Origin of the sequence: Anaerosacchariphilus hominis, from assembly GCF_014290175.1 — a bacterium.
GTDB lineage: Bacteria > Bacillota > Clostridia > Lachnospirales > Lachnospiraceae > Laedolimicola > Laedolimicola hominis.
In genome coordinates, this window is sequence record NZ_JACOOR010000005.1 from 216119 (window position 1) to 236975 (window position 20857).

The following is a 20857-nucleotide window of genomic DNA, read 5'->3' on the forward strand; positions in this document are numbered from 1 at the left end:
CAATTATCTTACATATTATACTACATCATCGGGTCCATGCCAAGTGCCGGATGTCCTTTTTCTGTAAGGAATGCCAGCAATGTTTCCGGATCCTCTGCGATAGTCTCGTCACCGATCATATCGGTAAAGTTGTCAATTCCGTAGAGCTCTTTTGCTGTCTCATTGAGACGCTCTGCTACGGACTCCTTCAGCTCCTTGGGCATCCATACGATACGCTCGATTCCGCCCTCAGCCTTCATAAACTTCTTGGAAGAGATGAAGTGCTTTCCATGTCCCATGAATCCAGGTGTCTGAACTCCACCACCGGTCATACTTGCCAGCTCGGAGAAGGTCATTCCCAGCGGAGTCATACCTGCGTACTCACGGTTGGTGATAACAACACCGTTGGAGAACGGCTCGATACCACAGATACACTCGAAGCATCCGCAGGAGGTCATCGGCTTCTCCATGATGGAGTACAGGGAAACCTCTTCCAGAGCACCCTGGGAGTAAAGCTTAACCGCCTCATTGACATCCTCATACTCACCGATTCTCTCATCGATGGGCTTCTCTTTGGTGATAACCTGGCAGGGTCCCTGGGGATCCAGCTCGTTGGTAGCCTTTGCGTCCAGCCATGAAACGGCACCGCACAGACCCAGACGCTCCGGAGTAACCACGCATACGTGGGACGGGGAGAATGCCTGACACATGATACAGCTGTAGTATACGTCTACAGACTCGTCAGTCAGAGTAGCCAGACGGTCGTCACGCTTGTCAAACAGCGGGATAGCAGTCTCATGACGCATCTTGGTACACAGCTCCGGATCGGTGATAACCTTAACCTGACACTTATCTACAACTGCGTCAAACTCATTCTTAATTCTTGCGTACAGAACCTCACCGATGTGCTTTGCACGGAAGCCTGCGTCAAAAGCGTTCTTGCTTACACGGATACGGATCATATCACGCTGACCGGTATGCATAACACCCTCGATGCAGTTCAGGTAGTTATGGAACTTACGCTCGAATACCGGCTCAAAGTCAGCCTGCATGCTCTTGCCGGCAACCTCTACAACGTAGCCGATGCTGTGCTTGCTGCCTACCTCGAACTCGTCGAAGTCCGGTCCGATTACTTCGATCTTGTGGTCCTCAACCTCAGACGCATCCTTTGCCTCAACCAGCTCGAAGCAGTCCACACGGGAACCGTCGAACTCTACCTGCATATCGCCGCGGCGGATAATCTCGCCCTCGAATGCGGATGCGAAGGAAACCGGGATATCGATCTTAGTAACCTTAATCTTAATATCTCTTGCCTCAATAGAAGTAGCGTTGAACTTGGATACGTCCTCCTGAACGATCAGGCTCTTCGGTACACGGAAGATGTTCTCGGTCTCGTTGGTAACTACCGGGAAACCAAGAGCGATTGCGCCTGCACCGCAAGCTACGATAACATCATCCAGCGGCTTGAACGCATTTACGAACGCCGGTACACGGTCCATGGTGTACTTCATCAGCGCGCCTGCGTCGCCCGGTGTTACGTTACCGAAGATCAGAGCCGCACGAAGCGCTACAGATACAACGTGGATTACTGCGGTTACGTCCTTGCCAAGCGGTACGATACGTACGGCGTTGCCCATGTTCAGGCCTGCCTCTACGCACTGATCGATAACGCCGCCTACCAAAGTAACCAGACAGCCCTGTGCCTGATAGCTCTTAACCAGCTCTACTGCTTCTTCTGTAGAAGGAGCGCTTCCCAGGATAACGGCTACGCCCGGGATATCGCCGGTTACAAGGGGTACACCCAGCTCACGGATGATAGCGTCTGCCAGATGTCCGTAGCAGGGCTCCTCGTACGGCTTTGCGCCGTTCATGTACTTCAGTACCTCGATGAACTCTGCGCACAGAGCTGTTGCAACACCGCTCATGAATGCGTCGTTCAGTCTCTTCTCTCTGGTCATCAGAGTTTTTACAACTCCCAGAGCTGCCTTCAGTTCTTTCAGGTTGGTAACCTTGCTTCCTGTTACGGCATAGTAGCAGGGAAGGCTGTATGCAGTGTCCGGGAAGGATACTGCCGCATCTTCTCCGTACTGTGCGATTGCGCCGTCGATAGCAGCCTCGGTCAGTCCGTAAACTGCGTCGTTGCCGCCGAATACTCTATCAAATAATGTCACGGTATTTTACCTCCAAATTTTAATTCGATTGATCGAGGATTTCCTTAATCTTCCGGATCTCCTCCTTTGCGGACTCGCTTACATCGTAGGGGGATTTGCCCTGCCGGTCCGCATCTATCACTTCCGGGTTGTAATGAATAAATCCAAGTAAATCCTCTGCCGGGATCTTCGAGCGGATGAACTCCTCATCCTCTGTTCCGCGGACTTTGTTGGCTACTACACGAACGGTCTGAATTCCCAGGTCATGGGCCAGCCGTTTTACATTCTTATAGGTCTGAATGCTTCTCGCTCCGGGTTCGATGACTACCACAAACTGCTCCATACCTTCGCAGGTACCTCGGCCCAGGTGCTCCAGGCCTGCTTCCATGTCCATGATAACCACGTCCTTGCTCCGAAGACTTAAGTAGCTTAAGATCCGCTTCAGCATCACATGCTCGGGGCAGACACAGCCGCCCCCTCCGGTCTCTACAGTGCCCAGTGTCAGGAGCTTGACTCCGTTGTAGGACTTGCTGTAGGTATCCGGGATATCATCCACCTTGGGATTCAGCGTGTACATGGCATTTCCGGGGCCTGCCCCTGTCCGTTCCTCGATAAGCTTTCTCATCTTGGAAATCGGAACAATCGAGTCCAGAACCTCCTCCGGAAAACCGAGCGCCAGACCTAAATTCGCGTCCGGATCCACATCGGCTGCCAGAACTGTACATCCCTCCTCCGCATATAATCTTGCAAGGGTGGCTGCAAAGGTCGTCTTTCCGACTCCGCCCTTTCCGGTAATTGCAATTTTCACGTTCTATTCCCTCCGGTTCTTTCTTTACTCTTTTTATCCGGATTAGATTCCCAGTGCGGTTCTCTTCTCCTCGATACGGTCGATCATCTTGTCAACCAGCTTCTCGATATCTGTCTCAACCGTATAAGCTGCCTCAACCCAGTCACGAACGCCCTCGGTCAGCCACTGACCCATCTCGGAAGATCCGGCTACATACGGGTCAACGCCCAGGAAGGTATCGATACCGGTTGCTACTACGTAGTTACCGATGGAAACTGCCTTCTCAGACATCCACTCCGGAGCACAGCCTACAACCGGAAGCTGAGAAATATTCAGTCCGGAATCCTTGGACAGCTCTGCTACCAGAATCATCATACGGCTGATATCTACACAGGAGCCCATGTGAAGTACTGGCGGGATGTCTGCCAGCTCACATACTCTCTTCAGACCTGCGCCGCAGAGATCCTTAGCTGCCTTATCCATCAGACCAGCCTTTGCTGCTGCCTGTGCGGAACATCCGGATGCTACCACTACGATATCGTTGGCAATCAGCTTCTTCATCAGCTCGATATGTGCGTAGTCCGGGCGAATCTTCGGGTTGTTACAGCCTACCATAGCGACTGCACCACGGATAACACCGGAGGTGATACACTCGATAAGCGGCTTGGTGGTACCTGTTACGTCTACCTGAGAGTTGGTTACGCCATCCAGTGTCTTAACCAGAGCCTCAAAGGAGTATCCAACAGTTGCTTTCTGCTTCATATCCGGAATGTATACCAGATCCGGCTTACGGTTCTTGAAGTTCTCACATGCAGTCATAACGATCTGCTTAGCCTTCTCTGCAGCGGTTCCTACATCAAAGCGGATGTAATCGGAATCCGGCATCTGCGCGATGGGAGAAGTGGTGATGAACTTGGTATGGAAGCACTTGCTCAGGGGTCCGAGTGCCGGGAAGATACACTGAACGTCTACAACGATAGCCTCACATGCACCTGTCAGAACCACGTTCTCCTGCTGCAGGAAGTTACCTGCCATGGGAACGCCGCGGCGCATAGCTACCTCGTTGGAGGTACAGCAGACGCCGGATACGGTGATTCCCTTCGCGCCCATGCTCTTTGCGTACGCGATCATCTCCGGATCGTCTGCGTACTCACAGACCATCTCAGAAAGTGACGGGTCATGTCCATGTACTACGATGTTTACATTGTCAGCGTTCATAACGCCCAGGTTTGCCTCGGTATCAAGGGGCTTCGGAGTTCCGAACAGTACGTCGGAGAACTCGGTTCCGCACATGGATCCGCCCCAGCCGTCAGCCAGACCTGCTCTTAAGGACTGACGAACCAGTGCCTCCGGAAGAGAAGAACATCCCATATGAGCCATATGTAAGGAGGTTGCTACCTCACGGTCAATGGCTCTCGGCTCGATCTCAGCGTCATGCCACAGCTTCTGGGTATGCTCCGGAGCTCTCTTAAGCCATCTCTGTACACCGAAGGGCTTACCATACTCCATCAGAGCTGTCTCTGCCATCTCGTGAGCCAGATCGTAGATATCCTTACCCTCGGTCTCTACGCCCCACTCCTTTGCGATACGGATCAGCTTCTCCGGATCCTTAACCTTGTAAGCTCCGTCCGGCTTAGCTTCATACAGTGTGTGGCAGATCTCACGGCCATGGTCAGAGTGTGTAGCTGCTCCACCTGCTGTGAATTTCAGATAGTTACGGCCTACGATACCATGTACGTCACATCCGCAGATACCTCTCGGTGCCTTCGGCGTAATACGGCACGGTCCCATAGCACAGATTCGGCAGCAGACACCCTGCTCACCAAACTTACAGTGCGGTGTCTGGTTCTTCACACGAAGCTGCCAGGCATCAGCACCTACCTTTGCTCCTGTCTCCAGAAGTCTGGCTGTTGCGGCTTCCATTTCCTCCACCGTTGTCAACTTTAAATCTCCCATTATAAACCTCCTACCTTTTTTTATTTTCATAAATTTATTATGAAAGATCCAACTGGTCAATAATACTGTACAGCGCCTTGCGGACCGGAGAATCCTCCGGAAGCTTTACTGTGGGCACGCCGTCACAGTCATACTCAAACACCTGCTCGTCCTGAGGAACGACGCCCAGCAGATGAAGGCCCTGTTTTTCGATCTCTTCTTTCGTTCCCGCATTCAGCACTCCACCCGGAGCGCGATTGATAATCAGTCCTACGGACTTGGGCTTCAGTCCACATTCCGGAATCAGCTTCGCGATACGTCCTACCGCCTGCACGCCTCTGCGTGAGCAGTCGCTGACCAGAATAATGGTATCTACCGACGGAAGAATTCCGCGGCTGATGTGCTCCATTCCCGCTTCATTGTCTACTACAAGGTACTTGTAGTTCTTCGCGTATCTGGCAATCTGGGAGGTCAGAAGTCCATTGACAAAGCAATAGCATCCCTTTCCCTGTGTGTGACCCATCACCAGTAAATCATAATCATCCTGCTCGGAAAGCGCTTCTCCGAATTTGAGCTCCGCGTAATCCTGCTTGGACATTCCTTTCGGAATCGGGTTGGAACCCGCTGTCTCTGCCTTTGCAATCTCCTCACGAATCTCGCCCAAGGTCGGAGCAGCCTCCACGCCCAGCACCTCGTTCAGATTGGAATTGGCATCTGCATCTACAGCCAGAACAGGTCCCTGCTTCTTCTGGCACAGGTATTCAATTAAAAGTCCTGTAAGTGTAGTTTTCCCCACACCGCCTTTTCCGGCTACGGCAATTGTATGTGGCATATCTTTGTTCTCTCCTGCCTTTTACCGCGGGCAGGTTTGTGCCCCGCCCGCAATTTTAATAGTCAAATTTAAGTAACTAGATTAAGGTCTTCAGACCTGCGCGGTCGATGATCTCGGATACATCTTTCCACTTGTTCAGAGCGTACAGATGGATACCGTTTACACCCAGAGAGCGATAGGTATCGATCTGCTTGATGGTGTACTCGATTCCTGCCTCGCGGAATCTCTTAATCTTATCATCATAGAACATATCGAACGGCTTGCCCTCAGCGTCCTTCGCTGCGAACGGGTTCGGGAACAGCCAGTTCTGGGAAATGATCTTGCACAGCTCGTGATCCATTACACAGCCGTTGCGGGACAGTGCCATATTGATGGTAGCTGCCTGATCCAGAATCGGCATAACTCCTACGTCTACCGGCATGGTAACACCAGCGGAGTAGATAGCGTCCAGCCAGTACTTGAACTGCTCCATATCCCAGCAAAGCTGAGTCATGATGTAGTCAGCGCCGTTGTCCTGCTTCTGCTTCAGAACCGAGATATCGGACTCCAGGCTTCTGCATGCGATGTGTCCCTCCGGGGAACCTGCTACAGCGATCTCGAACTTATCGCCGAACTCGTCACGGATAAACTTTACAAGGTCTGTAGCATACTGGAAATCACCACAGGTAGTAGTCTCGCCCAGCGGAATATCTCCACGGAGAGCCAGAACGTGATCTACGCCCTCGTTCAGGTACTGCTGCAGCTGATCCTTCATGCCTTCCTTGGTGTTCTTGATTACGGTAAAGTGGGTAACCGGTGTAGTGCCAGCGTTCTTAATCATCTGACATACCTCGCGGTTTGCTCCTACGTTTCCGCCGCCTGCGCCGTATGTACAGGAAATGTAATCCGGCTGATACTTGCACAGATGCTCGATCGTGCCCGGAAGATTCTCCATACCCTTCTCAGTCTTCGGCGGGAAAACCTCGAAAGACAGCGCCATGCGCTCGTTCATGATGTCTGTTAACTTTGTCATTTCAACCAACCTCCATTATTTTGCTATATCAACATTATTGATATCACTTTGATTGTCCGCCTGCCATACGGACCGCTGCCCCTCTTACGCGGACGGGCAGTTTAACTTTACGACGGAACCGGTCAGGTCTACAAAGGAAATCGTTCCTTCTACCACTACCTCCGCGCCCATAATATCTACCAGGCGCACCTGACTTCCTTCCACGTAAATCTTGCTGACATTCTTCAGCACAACCTCTTCTGTATCCTGCGTGTTCTTATATACAGTTGCCAAACACATAATGATGCCTCCTTATTACTGCACTAAGGAAAGTGCCAGGCTCAGATACAGATTGCCCTTGTCAAAATTCTCAATGGCCTTTTCAATCTGTACAGCCACGTCTTCCTTTCCAACCTCGCGGAACTTCTTAGCCACATCTGCCAGCTCAGCCGCATGATGCTTATTATGATCTAACATATAAGAAAGAAGCGCCTCCTGCTCACTGCCCGGCTTGTGATCGTGACCGCCGCAGCCGCAGCCACAGCCCTCATGGCTGTGATCGTGGGTATGCTCATGGCCGTGGTCATGGCAATGCTCATGATCGTGGTCATGCTCGTGTCCGTGACAATGTCCGTGTTCTCCGTCTACCATATGCATCGCATATTCCTCCTTTTATTTAAAACTTAGAATTGTGTTAATTTCATGACAATCTTGCTTCAATTATACCCCAGGAGGGGGATTTTATCAAGTCGGATTTCGTCGTTTTCTGGGCGCAGATTGTTCTTAATCACGTACATTTTCCGTTTTTTCCATCCTTTTCCGCTTCCATCTTCGTCCCGGAAAACTGCCGTATTGACTTTTCCTTCTTTTTTTTGTAATCTTAGTAAAAGTGTACACGATAAACGCAATAACTTCAAGTAAAAGGTGTAAAAATGAACAAAAATTTCGAAATAACCGGAACCACAAAACTTACCTGTCTTCTGGGAGATCCCGTTTCTCACAGTATCTCCCCTGCCATGCATAACGCTTCCTTCCAAAAGCTCGGTCTGGACTATGCTTATCTGGCTTTTGACGTGGATGAGGAACACTTTGAGCGGGCTGTGGACGGTCTCATTACTCTTGGTGCTTCAGGTTGGAACTGCACCATGCCTTTAAAGCGGCGTATGTATGAACGCGTGGATACTCTCTCCGACTCCGCCCTTTTGAGCGGCGCCGTCAATACAGTCGTAAACCGGGACGGACAGCTCTTCGGCGATAATACAGACGGCTATGGTTTCCTGCAGTCCATGCGGGACGCAGGATTTTCCTGTAAGGGAGCCCATGCAGTCATGCTGGGAAGCGGAGGCGCAGCGGCGGCTATCCTGGCCCAGGCGGCTCTGGACGGTACAGATACCATTGACATATTTTCCAGGAAAGGGGCTTCTTCCACCCGGCTCATAGCTGAAGAAACGGATCGAATCCGCGGAAAAAGCAACTGTCGGATCCGTCTCTTTGACCTGGCTGATACCCAAACACTCAAGTCCTGTTTAAACGATGCGCAGATTCTGATTCATACTTCTTCCGTGGGTATGGCTCCCCATACGGATGCCTCACTGATTCCTGACGCTTCCTTTTTCCACCCCGGACTGGTGGTGGGCGATGTGATTTACAATCCCCGGGAGACGCTGCTTCTGCGCCAGGCCCGAGAAGCAGGCTGCCATACCTTCAACGGCATGTACATGCTGCTCCATCAGGGGGCCAAGGCCTTTGAGCGCTGGACCGGACAGGAGATGCCCGTGGAATATATCCGGGATCTGTATTTCCGTTAGGCACAGAATTCCCACTTCCGTTTCCAATAGTTCCATGCTATAATAGGATAACGTAACAGGTAAGAAGCTGTAGTTTTGCCGACAGCAAGCCCGCAGCTTTCTTTTTACCCGGAAAGCACTGGTGCGTTAATACACAAAAGTGTAAATTATTTTCAATAAGTTTAACAAAATCAATCAAATTGGAGATGAACAACCATGATTTATCTTGACAACGGCGCCACCACCTTTCCAAAACCGGACTGTGTCTGGGACGCCGTAGACCATTTTAACCGTACGGCAGCAGTAAATGCGGGCCGGGGTGCTTATCAGGCCGCCCGGAAGGCCACCGCCATGATCCGGGAAGTACGGGAGCAGCTTATCAGCCTCTGTGACGCCCGGGAGCAGGCTCAGGTCATCCTGACCCCTTCCGTCACCATCGCCCTGAACCAGATTATCCAGGGGCAGCCCTGGACTTCTGATTCCGTGGCCTATGTATCGCCCTATGAGCATAACGCGGTACTTCGTCCTCTGAAGCTTCTGGAGAAACGCATAGGCATCCGGATACTGGAACTTCCGCTGTCCGAAGATCTTTCCATTGACCTGGAAAGCACCAGCGAAATGTTCCGTCAGACACCTCCGGATTTTGTCAGTGTCTCCGCCGTCAGCAATGTGACCGGCTACATTCTTCCGGCCCGGGAGATCTTTCTCATGGCCAAGGAATACGGTGCGTTTACCCTGTTGGACGCAGCCCAGGCCATGGGACTTTTGAAGCTGCGCTTCTCTTATCTTCGGGCCGACGCGATCACCTTTGCCGGACACAAGACTCTCTACGCGCCCTTTGGCATCGGCGGCTTTCTTCTGAAAAACGGCGTGGATCTCACAGAGCTCCTGGCCGGCGGCAACGGCATGAAGTCTTTAAGCGAAGAAATGCCCCTCTATATGCCCGAGAAAATGGAATGCGGCAGCATGGATACGCCTGCCATCGCAGGCCTTCAGGCTTCTCTTCAGTGGCTGAAAACCGCCCGTCCGAAAAAAATCGAGGATGAGCTGATGACATACCTGCTTCCCAAGCTCCGGGAAATTTCGGGACTGCATCTTTATTGCGCACCGGATCCCACCCTTCAGGCAGGCGTCGTTTCTCTGAATCTGGATGGCTTTCGCGCCAACGAAGTGGGCGCGATTCTCGACAAGGAATGGAATATCGCTGTCCGGGCCGGCCACCACTGTGCAGCCCGCATTCACAGGCATTTGAAGGATCAGGAGTTTGACGGCACCGTCCGGGTAAGTATCAGTGCTTTTACCACCCGGGAGGATCTGGACACTCTGGTAAAAGGTCTAAAGAGTATTGACCGAGAAATGTTGAAGGGGATTTCTTCCAGTGTGCTGCGTGGAAACTGCTGACAATCCAGAATCTCACCACATACGATTTGACTGCTATGGAAATCACTTCTGTCACCCAGGGCAGAGACAGAAATCCCCTATGAGGATACCTATATGCGCAAAAAGCATGTGCAGATCAAAGAAAGGAACTTATACTATGAGCTACGAAAAATTATTTGAAAAGGGCCGCATCGGAACCATGGTCCTGAAAAACCGCGGCGTCATGATGCCCATGGCGACTGATATGGCCGACAAGGACGGCATCGTAACCCCCCGACAGATCCGCTATTATCAGGAGCGTGCCAAAGGCGGCATTGCTATGATCATCAACGAGTACACCGGCGTGGACGATGTAGACAGTATTCCGTCCATCCACAACCTGCGTATCGCCCGGGATTATCATATTTCAGAGATGGAGAAGCTGACCGACGCGGTTCATCTCTACGGCTGCAAGATTGTGGCCCAGATTCACCATGGCGGCGCCACCTCCAATCCGAATTTCACCGGACGCCAGAACCTGGCTCCCAGTGCCGTTCCCATTGCGGAGGGCCGCCCTGTTCCGAAGGAAATGACCCTGGAGGATATCAAACGCGTTGAGCAGAAATTCATCGACGCGGCCGTCCGCTGTCAGAAGGCTGGCTATGACGCAGTGGAGCTTCACGGAGCCCACGGCTATCTGATCGCCCAGTTCTTCAGCAAATACTATAACCGCAGAACCGACGAGTACGGGGGAAGCGTGGAAAACCGCTGCCGCTTCATCGCAGAAATCATCGCCGGTATCCGTGCAAAGCTCGGACCCCGTTTTCCGATTCTGGTCCGCATGTGCGGCGATGAGATGACCCCGGTGGACGGATTCCTGACCCTGGAGGACGGCCTGGAGATTGCAAAGTATCTGGAAAGCTGCGGCATTGATGCCATCAATATCAGCAACGGCAGCGCCCGGAACGGCGATGCCAACTGCGAACCCTTCTCCTATCAGCCCGGCTGGAAAAAGCATGTGGCAAAGGCTTATAAAGAAGCCCTTCATATTCCGGTTATCGCCACCAACACCATTAAGGATCCGGACTTTGCTGAGTCACTTCTGGAGGAAGGAATCTGTGATTTCGTAGGTCTGGGCCGTTCCCAGCTGGCGGATCCGGATTTCATGAACAAGGCAAAGACCGGACACTCGGATGAAATCCGCAAGTGTATCGGCTGTCTCTACTGCCGGGAACGCGTACTGGGCCAGGGGCTTCCGATTCGCTGTGCCATCAACGCCCGCACTGCCCGGGAGGATGTATTTTCCCATATCCGAAAAGACGGTACCGGTAAAACCGCTGTGGTGGTCGGCGGAGGCCCTGCAGGTATGGAAGCGGCGCGCGTATTGGCTCTGCGTCAGTTCCATGTGGTGTTATTTGAAAAAGAGACTCAGCTCGGCGGTACACTGAATGTGGCCGACAAGCCCGCCTTCAAGGATAAGCTGACCAGACTGGCTCGGACTATGGAGACCCAGATCCGTCACCTGGGCGTGGAGATTCGTCTGGGCACCGCCGCTACACCGGAGCTGGTAAGCGCTCTGAATCCGACAGGTGTCATCGTTGCCTGCGGCGCAGAGCCGGTCATTCCGCCTCTTCCGGGCATCCGGCAGAGTCATGTCTGCACAGCAGAGGATGTTCTCACCGGCAAAGCAGCCCCCAGCGGACAGGTAGCTGTCATCGGTTCCGGTCTGACCGGTCTTGAAACTTCCGAGATGCTTTTAAGCCGCGGTCTCTCCGTCTCCATCATCGAGATGGCTGATCAGATGGGACCCGGCATCTTCGGTGCTATCCGAAATGACGAGCTCAGCCGTATCCTGCCCCACAACCCGGGTGTATACACCGGCCACAAACTGCTTTCCATCGAAGAAAAGACCGTAACACTGGAAAGGACGGAGGATCACAGCACCGTAGTTCTGCCTGCGGATTCCGTCGTTCTGGCTTTGGGCGTACGGCCCCGCTCCGCTCTGGCTGAAAGCTTCGAGAGCTGCTGTTCCCAGGTACATGTCGTCGGCGACGCGCGCAAGGGCGGCAGAATCGCCACAGCGGTACGGGAAGGTTTTGAGGCCGCTTATATTTTCGAGGCATAACACGATTTTTCTCTTACCGGATTTTTTAGAACGTAAAAAAGAGCACAGGATTCGTTTGACAACGGATCCCTGTGCTCTTTTTACTTCATCATAAAAAATGAGATCAGACAATCTAGGTTCTGATCTCATTTTATCATTCTTATGTAATTTGATTTTTAATCCTCAAAATTACGGTTATGGCTGTAATGGCCCGGATTCGGAACCGGAGCGATGGTGCTTACCCAGCGGTTCGTGTAGTTGAAGAAGCCTGCTACAAAAGCTGCCTCCAGAATCTGATGATCGTCAAGACCCGCTTCGCGGAGCTTATTCACCTGTTCCTGATCGATGTCGCGAGGATGTGCGGTTACATACCATGCATATTCGCAGAGTGCGTAGTCCTCTTTGGACAGTTCATCCTTGGCGGAACGATAGTTGTAGGAAATCTTGTCTACCAGACGTGCGTTCTTCCACATACCGCGAAGATTATCGCCGTGGGTAGTCAGGCAGTAGCAGCAGCAGTTGTAAGAGGATACAACCACGCCAATCATCTCTTTTTGCGCGTCTGTCAGATAGCAGGTATCGTTGTACAGAGAATTCTTGAAGTTCAGAAATCCGATGTACTCCTTGGCATTCAGAGGAAGAATCTTGAACAGGTTGTTGATGAAGCCCCAGTTCTTCTCCATGACTTCTACGTTCTTATTGAAGACAGCGTACTCCTCGTCTGTCATCTCCTCGCGATCCGGTTTCTGCAGTCTTGAAAGCTGCTCGTCAAATTCTAGCATAATAAAATTCCTCCTGATTTAGTCTTCGGGACAGATTGCAAAACATCTTGCCGGGAAGCCGGTACCGTCTTTCAGCTTTGGGAATGCACATACGATCATGGCTCCCACGGCCGGTACCTGGTCAAGATTTCTCATAACCTCGATCTGAATGCGGTCGGTCTCCAGGATGTACTGCTCACCCGGGTACGGATACGCGTCTTCTTTGGTGGTTACATAACTGGGATCTGTATCTGCGGGCTCATGCCCGATGGCGCCGATGTTACGCTCCTCTACCAGCCACTTGATGGCATCTACACTCCAGCCCGGGTAATGAGGATTGCCATTCTCATCTGGGTTGTCCAGGTTAGACTTCTTATACCAGTCGGAACGGAATGCCACGAATGCGCCTTCCGGAATCCTGCCGTTCTCGCTCTCCCACTTCTCCAGGTCTGCTACAGTCATGGTGAACTCGGCGTTCTCCGCGCACTCTTTGGACTTATCTACGACTACCAGAGGATATACCAACTCTTTTACGGTGATTTTGCTCATGTCACGACCGTCCCCCCAGAAATGAAGGGGTACATCTACATGGGTACCGTACTGGCTGGCTACGCTGTACTGGATACATCTCATGGGAGCCATCATGTCGTCCGGAGTTCCTTCTCTATAGTCGAACAGGAGCTTTCCCTCCAGCGGTTTGAAACCGTACCAGTGGGGAGTCTCCGGGCTCAGCTCATGTGTCAGATCTACCCATTTGTAACCTGTCCCTTTTACTTCTTTCACAAAATCCCATAATTTAAGGTTTGCCATATTATTATCCTCCTTTAATTAAAAAAAGTCAATACAAGACCTGTTCACCTTGTCCTCTTTGGTCTCCATTGACTCTTATTTTTTCACTATGTAACTATGTTTTTTATAGTTGCTTTACTATACCACAGGATTGTTTTTTTGTCAATACCTTATTTTATATATAGGAATTATAGGTTTGACACTTTAATGTGACACGGTGTTTCCTATAGACAAAAAAGAAAGCACCCACCAAAACTCTCCGGTGAGTGCCTTCTTACTTTATCTGTCGTTATTCAGCTTTTATTTAGAACTTGCCAGCGTCGGCTGCTTCCTGAACAGCTACTGCAACTGCAACAGTCATACCAACCATCGGGTTGTTACCAGCGCCGATGAGACCCATCATCTCTACGTGAGCCGGTACGGAGGAAGAACCTGCAAACTGAGCGTCAGAATGCATACGTCCCAGAGTATCGGTCATACCGTAGGAAGCCGGTCCTGCTGCCATGTTGTCCGGATGAAGGGTACGTCCTGTACCGCCGCCGGATGCTACGGAGAAGTACTTCTTGCCTGCCTCCAGGCGCTCCTTCTTGTAAGTACCTGCTACCGGATGCTGGAAACGGGTCGGGTTGGTAGAGTTACCGGTGATGGATACGTCTACATTCTCCTTCCACATGATAGCTACGCCTTCCGGAACGCTGTTTGCGCCATAGCAGTTAACCTTTGCGCGAAGTCCCTCGGAGTAAGCCTTGCGGAATACTTCCTTAACCTCGTTGGTGTACGGATCGTACTCAGTCTCAACGTATGTAAATCCATTGATTCTTGCGATAATCTGAGCAGCATCCTTTCCAAGACCGTTCAGGATAACACGCAGCGGCTTCTGACGAACCTTGTTTGCCTTCTCTGCAATACCGATAGCGCCCTCTGCTGCTGCAAAGGACTCATGGCCTGCCAGGAATGCGAAACACTCAGTCTCCTCTTCCAGAAGCATCTTGCCCAGGTTACCATGTCCCAGACCTACCTTACGTGTATCTGCTACAGAACCCGGAATACAGAAAGCCTGAAGGCCCTCTCCGATAGCTGCTGCAGCGTCTGCTGCCTTGCGGCAGTTTTTCTTGATTGCGATGGCTGCGCCTACGATGTATGCCCAGCAAGCGTTCTCAAAACAGATCGGCTGGATGCCCTTGATCTGGTTGTATACGTCCAGGCCTGCATCCTTAGTGATCTTCTCAGCTTCCTCGATGGAAGCGATGCCATAGCTGTTCAGAACAGCGTTAATCTTATCAATACGTCTTTCATATGATTCAAATAATGCCATTTTTCATCTACCTCCTCGATTACTCTTTACGCGGGTCAATGATCTTAACCGCATCTGCTACACGGCCATACTGACCTTTCGCCTTTTCCCATGCAGTGTTCGGGTCATCACCCTTCTTGATAAAGTCTGTCATCTTGCCAAGAGAAACGAACTGGTATCCGATAATCTGGTCTTCTGCGTCCAGAGCGATGCCTGTTACATAGCCCTCTGCCATCTCCAGGTAACGGGGTCCCTTCTTCAAAGTACCGTACATGGTACCAACCTGAGAACGAAGTCCCTTTCCAAGATCCTCCAGACCTGCGCCTACTGCAAGTCCATCCTCAGAGAATGCGGACTGGGAACGTCCGTATACGATCTGCAGGAACAGCTCACGCATAGCGGTATTGATAGCATCACATACAAGGTCTGTGTTCAGAGCCTCCAGTACAGTCAGGCCCGGCAGAATCTCGGACGCCATAGCTGCGGAATGGGTCATACCGGAACATCCGATAGTCTCCACCAGTGCCTCCTGGATCACGCCTTCCTTTACATTCAGGGTCAGCTTACATGCTCCCTGCTGCGGTGCACACCAGCCAATGCCGTGTGTAAAGCCGGAAATATCTTTAACTTCCTTCGCCTGTACCCATTTTGCTTCTTCCGGAATCGGAGCGGCGCCATGGTGTACGCCCTGTGCTACCGGACACATCATCTCGACTTCATGTGAATAAATCATTTTAAAACTCCTTTCAGAATGGATTAATAGCGACCCGGGGTGGCTTAAGTCCCGCATTGTCGCATTTGGTTATATTTTCGCACATTCTGACGGATTCGTAAAGTCCTTTTTTCATAAAAAACACAGGAGCCATGAAAAATATTGCAAACGGCCCGCCGGAGTTCTCCCGGCAGGCCGCTTTTCTTCTGCAGTTCTTCCTTGTATCTGAATTTTCTGTAACTGAAGTTTCTCACTTCTCTTCTGCCAGCTTCCGTCCCATGAGCACGCCCATGACAGAAGCCATCATCAGACCTCTGGTCCATCCGCTGGAATCACCCAGGCAGTACAGGCCCTTGACGTTGGTCACAAAGTCCTCGGTCATCTTGATCCGGTTGCTGTAGAACTTAAGCTCCGGAGAGTACAGCAGGGTCTCATTGGCCGCAAAGCCCGGTACCACATGATCTACAGCCTGGATAAAATTGATAATATTGGTCATGGCACGATAGGGCATGGCCGCGGTAATGTCACCTGCCACCGCATCCGGCAGGGTAGGCCGCACGTTGGACTGGGACAGTTCCTTCTGCCAGGTTCTTTTGCCGCTTAAGATATCTCCGTAGCGCTGCACCATAATCTTTCCGTCTCCCAGCATATTCGTCAGCTCGCCCACTTTCTGTGCGTAGGCGATGGGCTGGTTGAAGGGATAGGTAAAGTTATGGGAACAGAGAATCGCCAGGTTTGTGTTATTGGACTTCAGATCCTTGTAAGAATGTCCATTTACCACCGCCAGATCGTTGTCGTAGTTCTCCTGACTTACAAAGCCTCCCGGATTCTGGCAGAAAGTACGCACCTTATTCTTAAAAGGCAGGGGATAGCCGATGAGTTTGGACTCATAGAGCACCTTATTCACATCCTCCATGATCTCATTACGGACCTCTACTCGCACGCCGATATCCACGGTACCCGGCTGATGGGCGATATCATGCTGCTCACAGAGCTTCTCCAGCCAGTCTGCGCCCTTGCGGCCGGTGGCCACGATGACGTGATCCGCGTAAATCACCTGCTGGTTCGTTCCCTTGCCGGAATCCTCGATGACTGCGCCCTTGCAAACCTCATCCTCCACGATGAGATCGCTGCAGTGGCTGTCAAAAAGGATCTCCACGCCGTGCTCCAACAGATACTGCTCAATGCGGAAATAGATCTCCTGGGCCTTCTCGGTTCCCAGATGGCGAATGGGACAGTCCACCAGCTTCAGGCCCGCCTGGATGGCGCGCTTCCGGATATCCTTAACCTCTTTTTCATTGCCGACGCCCTCCACATGGGTATCCGCACCGAACTCCAGATAGATTTGATCCGCGTAATGAATGGTCTCCTGAGCCAGATCCTCACCGATGAGGGCAGGCAGATCGCCGCCCACCTCATAGCTTAAGGACAGCTTTCCATCAGAAAAAGCGCCTGCACCGGAAAATCCAGTCGTAATATTACAATAGGGCTTACAATTTACACACTTCTTCGTCTTTGCCTTGGGACAGGAACGCTTCTCCACCGACTTACCCTTCTCCACGATGGTGATAGTCTTTTTACTTCCCTTTTTCAAAAGCTCCAGGGCGGTAAAGATACCCGCCGGTCCTGCTCCGATAATCAATACATCTCTTTTTGCCATGTAAATACCTCCTTTTACCCACAAAAAAACTGCCCCAGCAGATGGTATACTTCTCCCTTGCGGGCAGCTTATAGTCAACTGTTACGGCAGTTTGTAGAAACATTCATCCAATTATGAATTTATATAAGTCCGAACCTTTTCTATTCTAACGGATCCTGCGTAGTCCTGTCAAGTGTTTTCCCAAAAAAGACAAATGTCTTTTTTGCAGACACTCTTTATAGAATCCACGGAAACAGGTACCGGCCAATGAGCCAGAACAGCAGCAGGTGGGCCGGATAGAACACATAGAAGAAATACCGGTTCTGCCGCCCCCTTTCTCCATTATAGAGAAATAAAATCAGGAAACCCGGTACTGCCCAGAGCTCCATCCTTGCTTCCAGAGCCAGGATCGCCAGAGATAAAAAAGCTGCCAACGGGCGGTTCTCCCGGAGCAGATACATGGTTCCCACCACCAGTACGCCGGCTGCTCCATAGTCGGTATGCAAAAGCTCCGCTGCCAGGGCCGCTGCCCCCAGGGCCGCCATACCCTTCCACTCCCGGCCCGGGTTCTTCTGAAAGACCAGAATCACCAGAAGCCCCAGAGCCAGGGTAAAGAACACATTCTGATGTTCCCACCAGGGCACCTGGTTCCGGAGGGCCAGATCAAAGGGCAGCTCTGAAAGAAGAGCAAAGAGCGCCAGCCTCTTCAGATAGGACTCCCCGCTCCGGGTATGTACCGCTCCTTCCACCAGAAGAAAACAGAACACCGGAAAAGCCGAACGGCCCATGATTCTCAGGATCTGATCTGCCTTCCACCAGAAAGCCGGATCGGAGACCATGCCTGAGGCCGGAGAGTTCCCGTAGCCATTCAGCAAAAATACCTCCAGAAGGCTGGCTCCCACATGATCCAGCGTCATCACCAGAATGGCGAACCATTTCAGGACACTGCCCGGTAGCCCTTTTGCCCGCGCCGCGTTCTTCATCGCTTCTTCGCTACCTCACCCTGCTTTTTATAAATAGAATGGGCCGGAACCACTCCCCGCACAGAGGACAGAGGATAAATATTTGTATGGGGACCGATGACCGTACCCGGATTCAGCACGGAACCGCAGCCCACCTCCACCTCGTCGCCCAGCATGGCGCCGAATTTCTTAATGCCGGTCTCAATATCTCCTTCCGGTGTGTGTACCTTTACCAGAAGCTTGTCGGATTTTACATTGGAGGTGATGGAACCTGCTCCCATGTGAGCCTTATAACCCAGAATGGAATCGCCCACATAATTGTAATGGGGAACCTGTACTTTATTGAACAGGATCACGTTTTTCAGCTCAGTGGAGTTTCCTACCACGGCTCCCTCTCCCACCAGGGCGTTGCCACGGATAAAGGCGCAGTGACGTACCTCGGCATCCTTACCGATGATGCAGGGTCCTGTAATGGAAGCGGTGGGCGCCACCTTGGCGGAGCGGGCGATCCAGATATCTTCTCCCCGCTTCTCATACTCCTCCCCGCTTAAGGTCTCTCCCAGCTCCAGGATAAAGTCATGAATCTTCGGCAGAGCCTCCCAGGGATAGGTTACGCTCTCCAGCAGGGGCGCCGCCTGGGTCTCACTTAAGGTGTACAGTTCCTTTACTTCCCATGTCTTCATTTCTGCTTCGTCTCCTTTTTCTCTGTTTTCTTATTTTTCTGTTTTTTTACTGCTTTTGATTCTTTCTCATTTTTCGGATTTTTATAAAACCGGGCCGCCGCGTCAAAGCAGGGTCTGAGAGCCCGCCGGTAATCCGCAGCCAGAACGGCCCGGGTCTTATCTGTAATATATTTTTCCAGCTTCTGCATATAGTACTCTTCGGTGATGGCTCCTTCCGCCATCTGGGTCAGTCCCTTTTCCCAGCTGGCCGTCAGTTCCGGATTCAGAAGCCCGTAGACAGAGGCCCGCACCACATCGAAAATCATTTCCCCCAGCAAAGTAGGCGTAATGATCTGAGTTTTTTTGTTCAGGGCAATATATTGGTTATTCACCAGTTTTTTCAGGATCTCCGCCCGGGTAGCGCTGGTTCCGATGCCGCTGCCCTTGATCTGAGCCCGCAGCTCCTCGTCCTCGATGAGCTGGCCCGCGTTCTCCATGGCCAGAATCATGGAACCGGAATTATACCGTTTAGGCGGAGAAGTCTCTCCTTCTTTGATATGGAAGCCGGATACTTCCACCTGATCGCCTTTCTTCAGCGCCTTTAAAAGTTCCAGAAACTCCGCGTCCACCCGCACGTCCTCGGTCTCCTCATTGTCCTGGTCGCTCTTTTTCTTTGCCGCCTCGGAAGCTGCCTGGGGCAGCACCCGCAGATACCCTTCGTTCAGAAGCACCTTGAAGCCGGAGAAAAACCGTTCTCCCCGCACCTCGGTTACCAGCTGTACCTTCTGATACTCGGCTGCCGGATAAAAGATGGCCAGAAATCTCCTTGCAATGACCTCATAGATCTGCTCGGAAAGCGGGTTCAGACTCCGAAGGGCTCCTAACCCCTGACCGGTGGGCACGATGGCATAGTGATCGGTGATCTGCTTGTCACTCACATACCGGGTCTTTGCGATACCCTTCCAGGCTGTTCCGTTCAAAACCTCATTTGCATACTCTGACAGCTTTCCATAGGAACGCAGACCCCCGATGTTTTTATAGATCTCCTTGGCCACGGCGGTGGACAGGACCCGGGCGTCGGTTCTGGGGTAAGTGACCAGCTTTTTCTCGTACAGCTCCTGCACCACCCGCAGAGTCTCGTCGGGGCTTAATTTAAACCGCCTGGAACACTCATTCTGAAGCTCCGCCAGATTGAATAGCAGGGGCGGATTTTTTTTCTCCTTCTTGCGCTCCATGCCTGCCAGTATCGCCCGGATCGGCCTTTCTTCCGTCAGATAATGAATCAGTGCTTCCGCGTCCTCTTTTTTCTGATAGCCGTTCTCCTTATAGAGCTTCTGGGGCGCGCAGAATGGGGAACTGGATACGGCCCTCCATTCGCCCTCGAAGCTTCTTCCATGGAGTCCGAAGTCTCCCAATACCCGGTAAAAGGGTGTCTTCACAAAGTCACGGATCTCCCGCTCTCTTCTCACCACCATACCCAGCACGCAGGTCATAACACGACCCACAGAAATAACGGTATAACGGGTGTTCAGATAGTTTGATATCACGTCACCGTACTTGAGACTTAAAAGGCGGGAAAAGTTAATCCCCATCAGATAATCCTCTTTGGCCCGGAGATAGGCTGCGCTGGCCAGGTTGTCATACTCAGACAGGTCTTTGGCCTCCCGGATTCCCCGCAGGATCTCCTCCTCGGTCTGGGAATCAATCCAGACCCGGCGGCGCTCCTTGCCCTTCACGCCTGCCATCTGCTCCACCAGTCGATAGATGTATTCTCCCTCCCGTCCCGAGTCGGTACAGACGTAGACAGTATCCACATCCGGCCGGTTCAGAAGGCCGCTTACGATGGCGAACTGCTTTTTCACCGAGGGAATCACCTCGTACTTAAACTCCTTCGGCAAAAAGGGCAGAGTGGACAGGCTCCACTTTTTCAGTCTTTCGTCATAGACCTCCGGATAGCTCATGGTCACCAGATGTCCCACGCACCAGGTCACCACGCTGTCCTCCCCCTCCAGGTAGCCGTCCCGTCTGGCCGTCTGCAGTCCCAGGGCCTTGGCGAATTCCTGGGCCACGCTGGGTTTCTCTGCAATATATAATGATTTTCCCATAACTCCTCG

General features: G+C 51.9%; 17 protein-coding genes, 1 pseudogene and 1 riboswitch. Of the genes and pseudogenes, 3 read left to right on the plus strand and 15 right to left on the minus strand.

From position 1 onward, the window contains the following. Nucleotides 1-20: 20 nt before the first annotated feature. The 7 genes and pseudogenes from acsB to H8S44_RS10375 all read right to left on the minus strand — a co-directional run bounded on the left by acsB (nucleotide 21) and on the right by H8S44_RS10375 (nucleotide 7325). The gene (gene acsB / locus H8S44_RS10345; protein ID WP_186873610.1) at nucleotides 21-2150 is read right to left on the minus strand and encodes an acetyl-CoA decarbonylase/synthase complex subunit alpha/beta; all 2130 of its coding nucleotides are present in this window, start codon (nucleotides 2148-2150) and stop codon (nucleotides 21-23) included. 154 nt (nucleotides 2151-2304) lie between these two features. Then, a pseudogene (locus tag H8S44_RS10350) lies at nucleotides 2305-2937 on the minus strand (ATP-binding protein); the annotation flags it as partial. Nucleotides 2938-2979: 42 nt separating this feature from the next. Beyond that, nucleotides 2980-4872, minus strand: coding sequence for an anaerobic carbon-monoxide dehydrogenase catalytic subunit (gene cooS, locus H8S44_RS10355; RefSeq protein ID WP_186873612.1), 1893 nt, complete (start codon nucleotides 4870-4872; stop codon nucleotides 2980-2982). A 37-nt stretch (nucleotides 4873-4909) separates the two neighbouring features. Next, a complete protein-coding gene (locus H8S44_RS10360) occupies nucleotides 4910-5683 on the minus strand; it encodes an ATP-binding protein (RefSeq protein WP_186873613.1) in 774 nt (257 codons plus the stop codon). 76 nt (nucleotides 5684-5759) lie between these two features. Then, the gene (locus H8S44_RS10365; RefSeq protein ID WP_186873614.1) at nucleotides 5760-6695 is read right to left on the minus strand and encodes a methylenetetrahydrofolate reductase; all 936 of its coding nucleotides are present in this window, start codon (nucleotides 6693-6695) and stop codon (nucleotides 5760-5762) included. Between the two features lie 84 nt (nucleotides 6696-6779). Then, nucleotides 6780-6974 carry a CooT family nickel-binding protein gene (locus H8S44_RS10370; RefSeq protein WP_158361979.1) on the minus strand — a complete coding sequence of 65 codons (195 nt, stop codon included), beginning with the start codon at nucleotides 6972-6974 and terminating at the stop codon, nucleotides 6780-6782. Nucleotides 6975-6989: 15 nt separating this feature from the next. Beyond that, the gene (locus H8S44_RS10375) at nucleotides 6990-7325 is read right to left on the minus strand and encodes a cobalt transporter (protein WP_243167558.1); all 336 of its coding nucleotides are present in this window, start codon (nucleotides 7323-7325) and stop codon (nucleotides 6990-6992) included. Nucleotides 7326-7606: 281 nt separating this feature from the next. On the opposite strand from H8S44_RS10375, the gene aroE reads away from it, so the two are divergent. From aroE to H8S44_RS10390, 3 genes are all read left to right on the plus strand, one after another. Further along, entirely contained in the window at nucleotides 7607-8482 is an 876-nt protein-coding gene (aroE, locus tag H8S44_RS10380; protein ID WP_186873616.1) for a shikimate dehydrogenase, read from the plus strand. Between the two features lie 195 nt (nucleotides 8483-8677). Beyond that, complete coding sequence (locus tag H8S44_RS10385; RefSeq protein WP_186873617.1) at nucleotides 8678-9862, plus strand: aminotransferase class V-fold PLP-dependent enzyme; 1185 nt, start codon at nucleotides 8678-8680, stop codon at nucleotides 9860-9862. Nucleotides 9863-9998: 136 nt separating this feature from the next. After that, nucleotides 9999-11945 (plus strand): NAD(P)/FAD-dependent oxidoreductase, encoded by a 1947-nt coding sequence (locus H8S44_RS10390; protein WP_186873618.1) that lies wholly within the window; start codon nucleotides 9999-10001, stop codon nucleotides 11943-11945. Nucleotides 11946-12100: 155 nt separating this feature from the next. Here H8S44_RS10390 and H8S44_RS10395 read toward each other — a convergent pair whose 3' ends face one another. The 8 genes from H8S44_RS10395 to H8S44_RS10430 all read right to left on the minus strand — a co-directional run bounded on the left by H8S44_RS10395 (nucleotide 12101) and on the right by H8S44_RS10430 (nucleotide 20848). Beyond that, nucleotides 12101-12706, minus strand: coding sequence for a peroxidase-related enzyme (locus tag H8S44_RS10395; RefSeq protein WP_178039660.1), 606 nt, complete (start codon nucleotides 12704-12706; stop codon nucleotides 12101-12103). A gap of 18 nt (nucleotides 12707-12724) precedes the next feature. Next, the gene (locus tag H8S44_RS10400) at nucleotides 12725-13495 is read right to left on the minus strand and encodes a cyclase family protein (protein WP_186873619.1); all 771 of its coding nucleotides are present in this window, start codon (nucleotides 13493-13495) and stop codon (nucleotides 12725-12727) included. Between the two features lie 283 nt (nucleotides 13496-13778). Next, entirely contained in the window at nucleotides 13779-14789 is a 1011-nt protein-coding gene (locus H8S44_RS10405) for a GGGtGRT protein (protein ID WP_158364324.1), read from the minus strand. Between the two features lie 19 nt (nucleotides 14790-14808). Next, entirely contained in the window at nucleotides 14809-15501 is a 693-nt protein-coding gene (locus H8S44_RS10410; RefSeq protein WP_158364323.1) for an iron-sulfur cluster assembly scaffold protein, read from the minus strand. 229 nt (nucleotides 15502-15730) lie between these two features. Beyond that, the gene (locus tag H8S44_RS10415; RefSeq protein ID WP_186873620.1) at nucleotides 15731-17140 is read right to left on the minus strand and encodes an NAD(P)/FAD-dependent oxidoreductase; all 1410 of its coding nucleotides are present in this window, start codon (nucleotides 17138-17140) and stop codon (nucleotides 15731-15733) included. A gap of 51 nt (nucleotides 17141-17191) precedes the next feature. Continuing rightward, nucleotides 17192-17287: riboswitch (purine riboswitch) on the minus strand. A 68-nt stretch (nucleotides 17288-17355) separates the two neighbouring features. Next, the gene (locus H8S44_RS10420; RefSeq protein WP_186873621.1) at nucleotides 17356-18102 is read right to left on the minus strand and encodes a TraX family protein; all 747 of its coding nucleotides are present in this window, start codon (nucleotides 18100-18102) and stop codon (nucleotides 17356-17358) included. Beyond that, entirely contained in the window at nucleotides 18099-18764 is a 666-nt protein-coding gene (locus H8S44_RS10425) for an acyltransferase (RefSeq protein ID WP_186873622.1), read from the minus strand. Before H8S44_RS10425 ends, H8S44_RS10420 begins: the two co-directional genes overlap by 4 nt. Further along, nucleotides 18761-20848 (minus strand): DNA topoisomerase, encoded by a 2088-nt coding sequence (locus tag H8S44_RS10430; protein ID WP_186873623.1) that lies wholly within the window; start codon nucleotides 20846-20848, stop codon nucleotides 18761-18763. The genes H8S44_RS10425 and H8S44_RS10430 overlap by 4 nt, the downstream gene beginning before the upstream one ends. Between the last annotated feature and the right edge of the window lie 9 nt (nucleotides 20849-20857).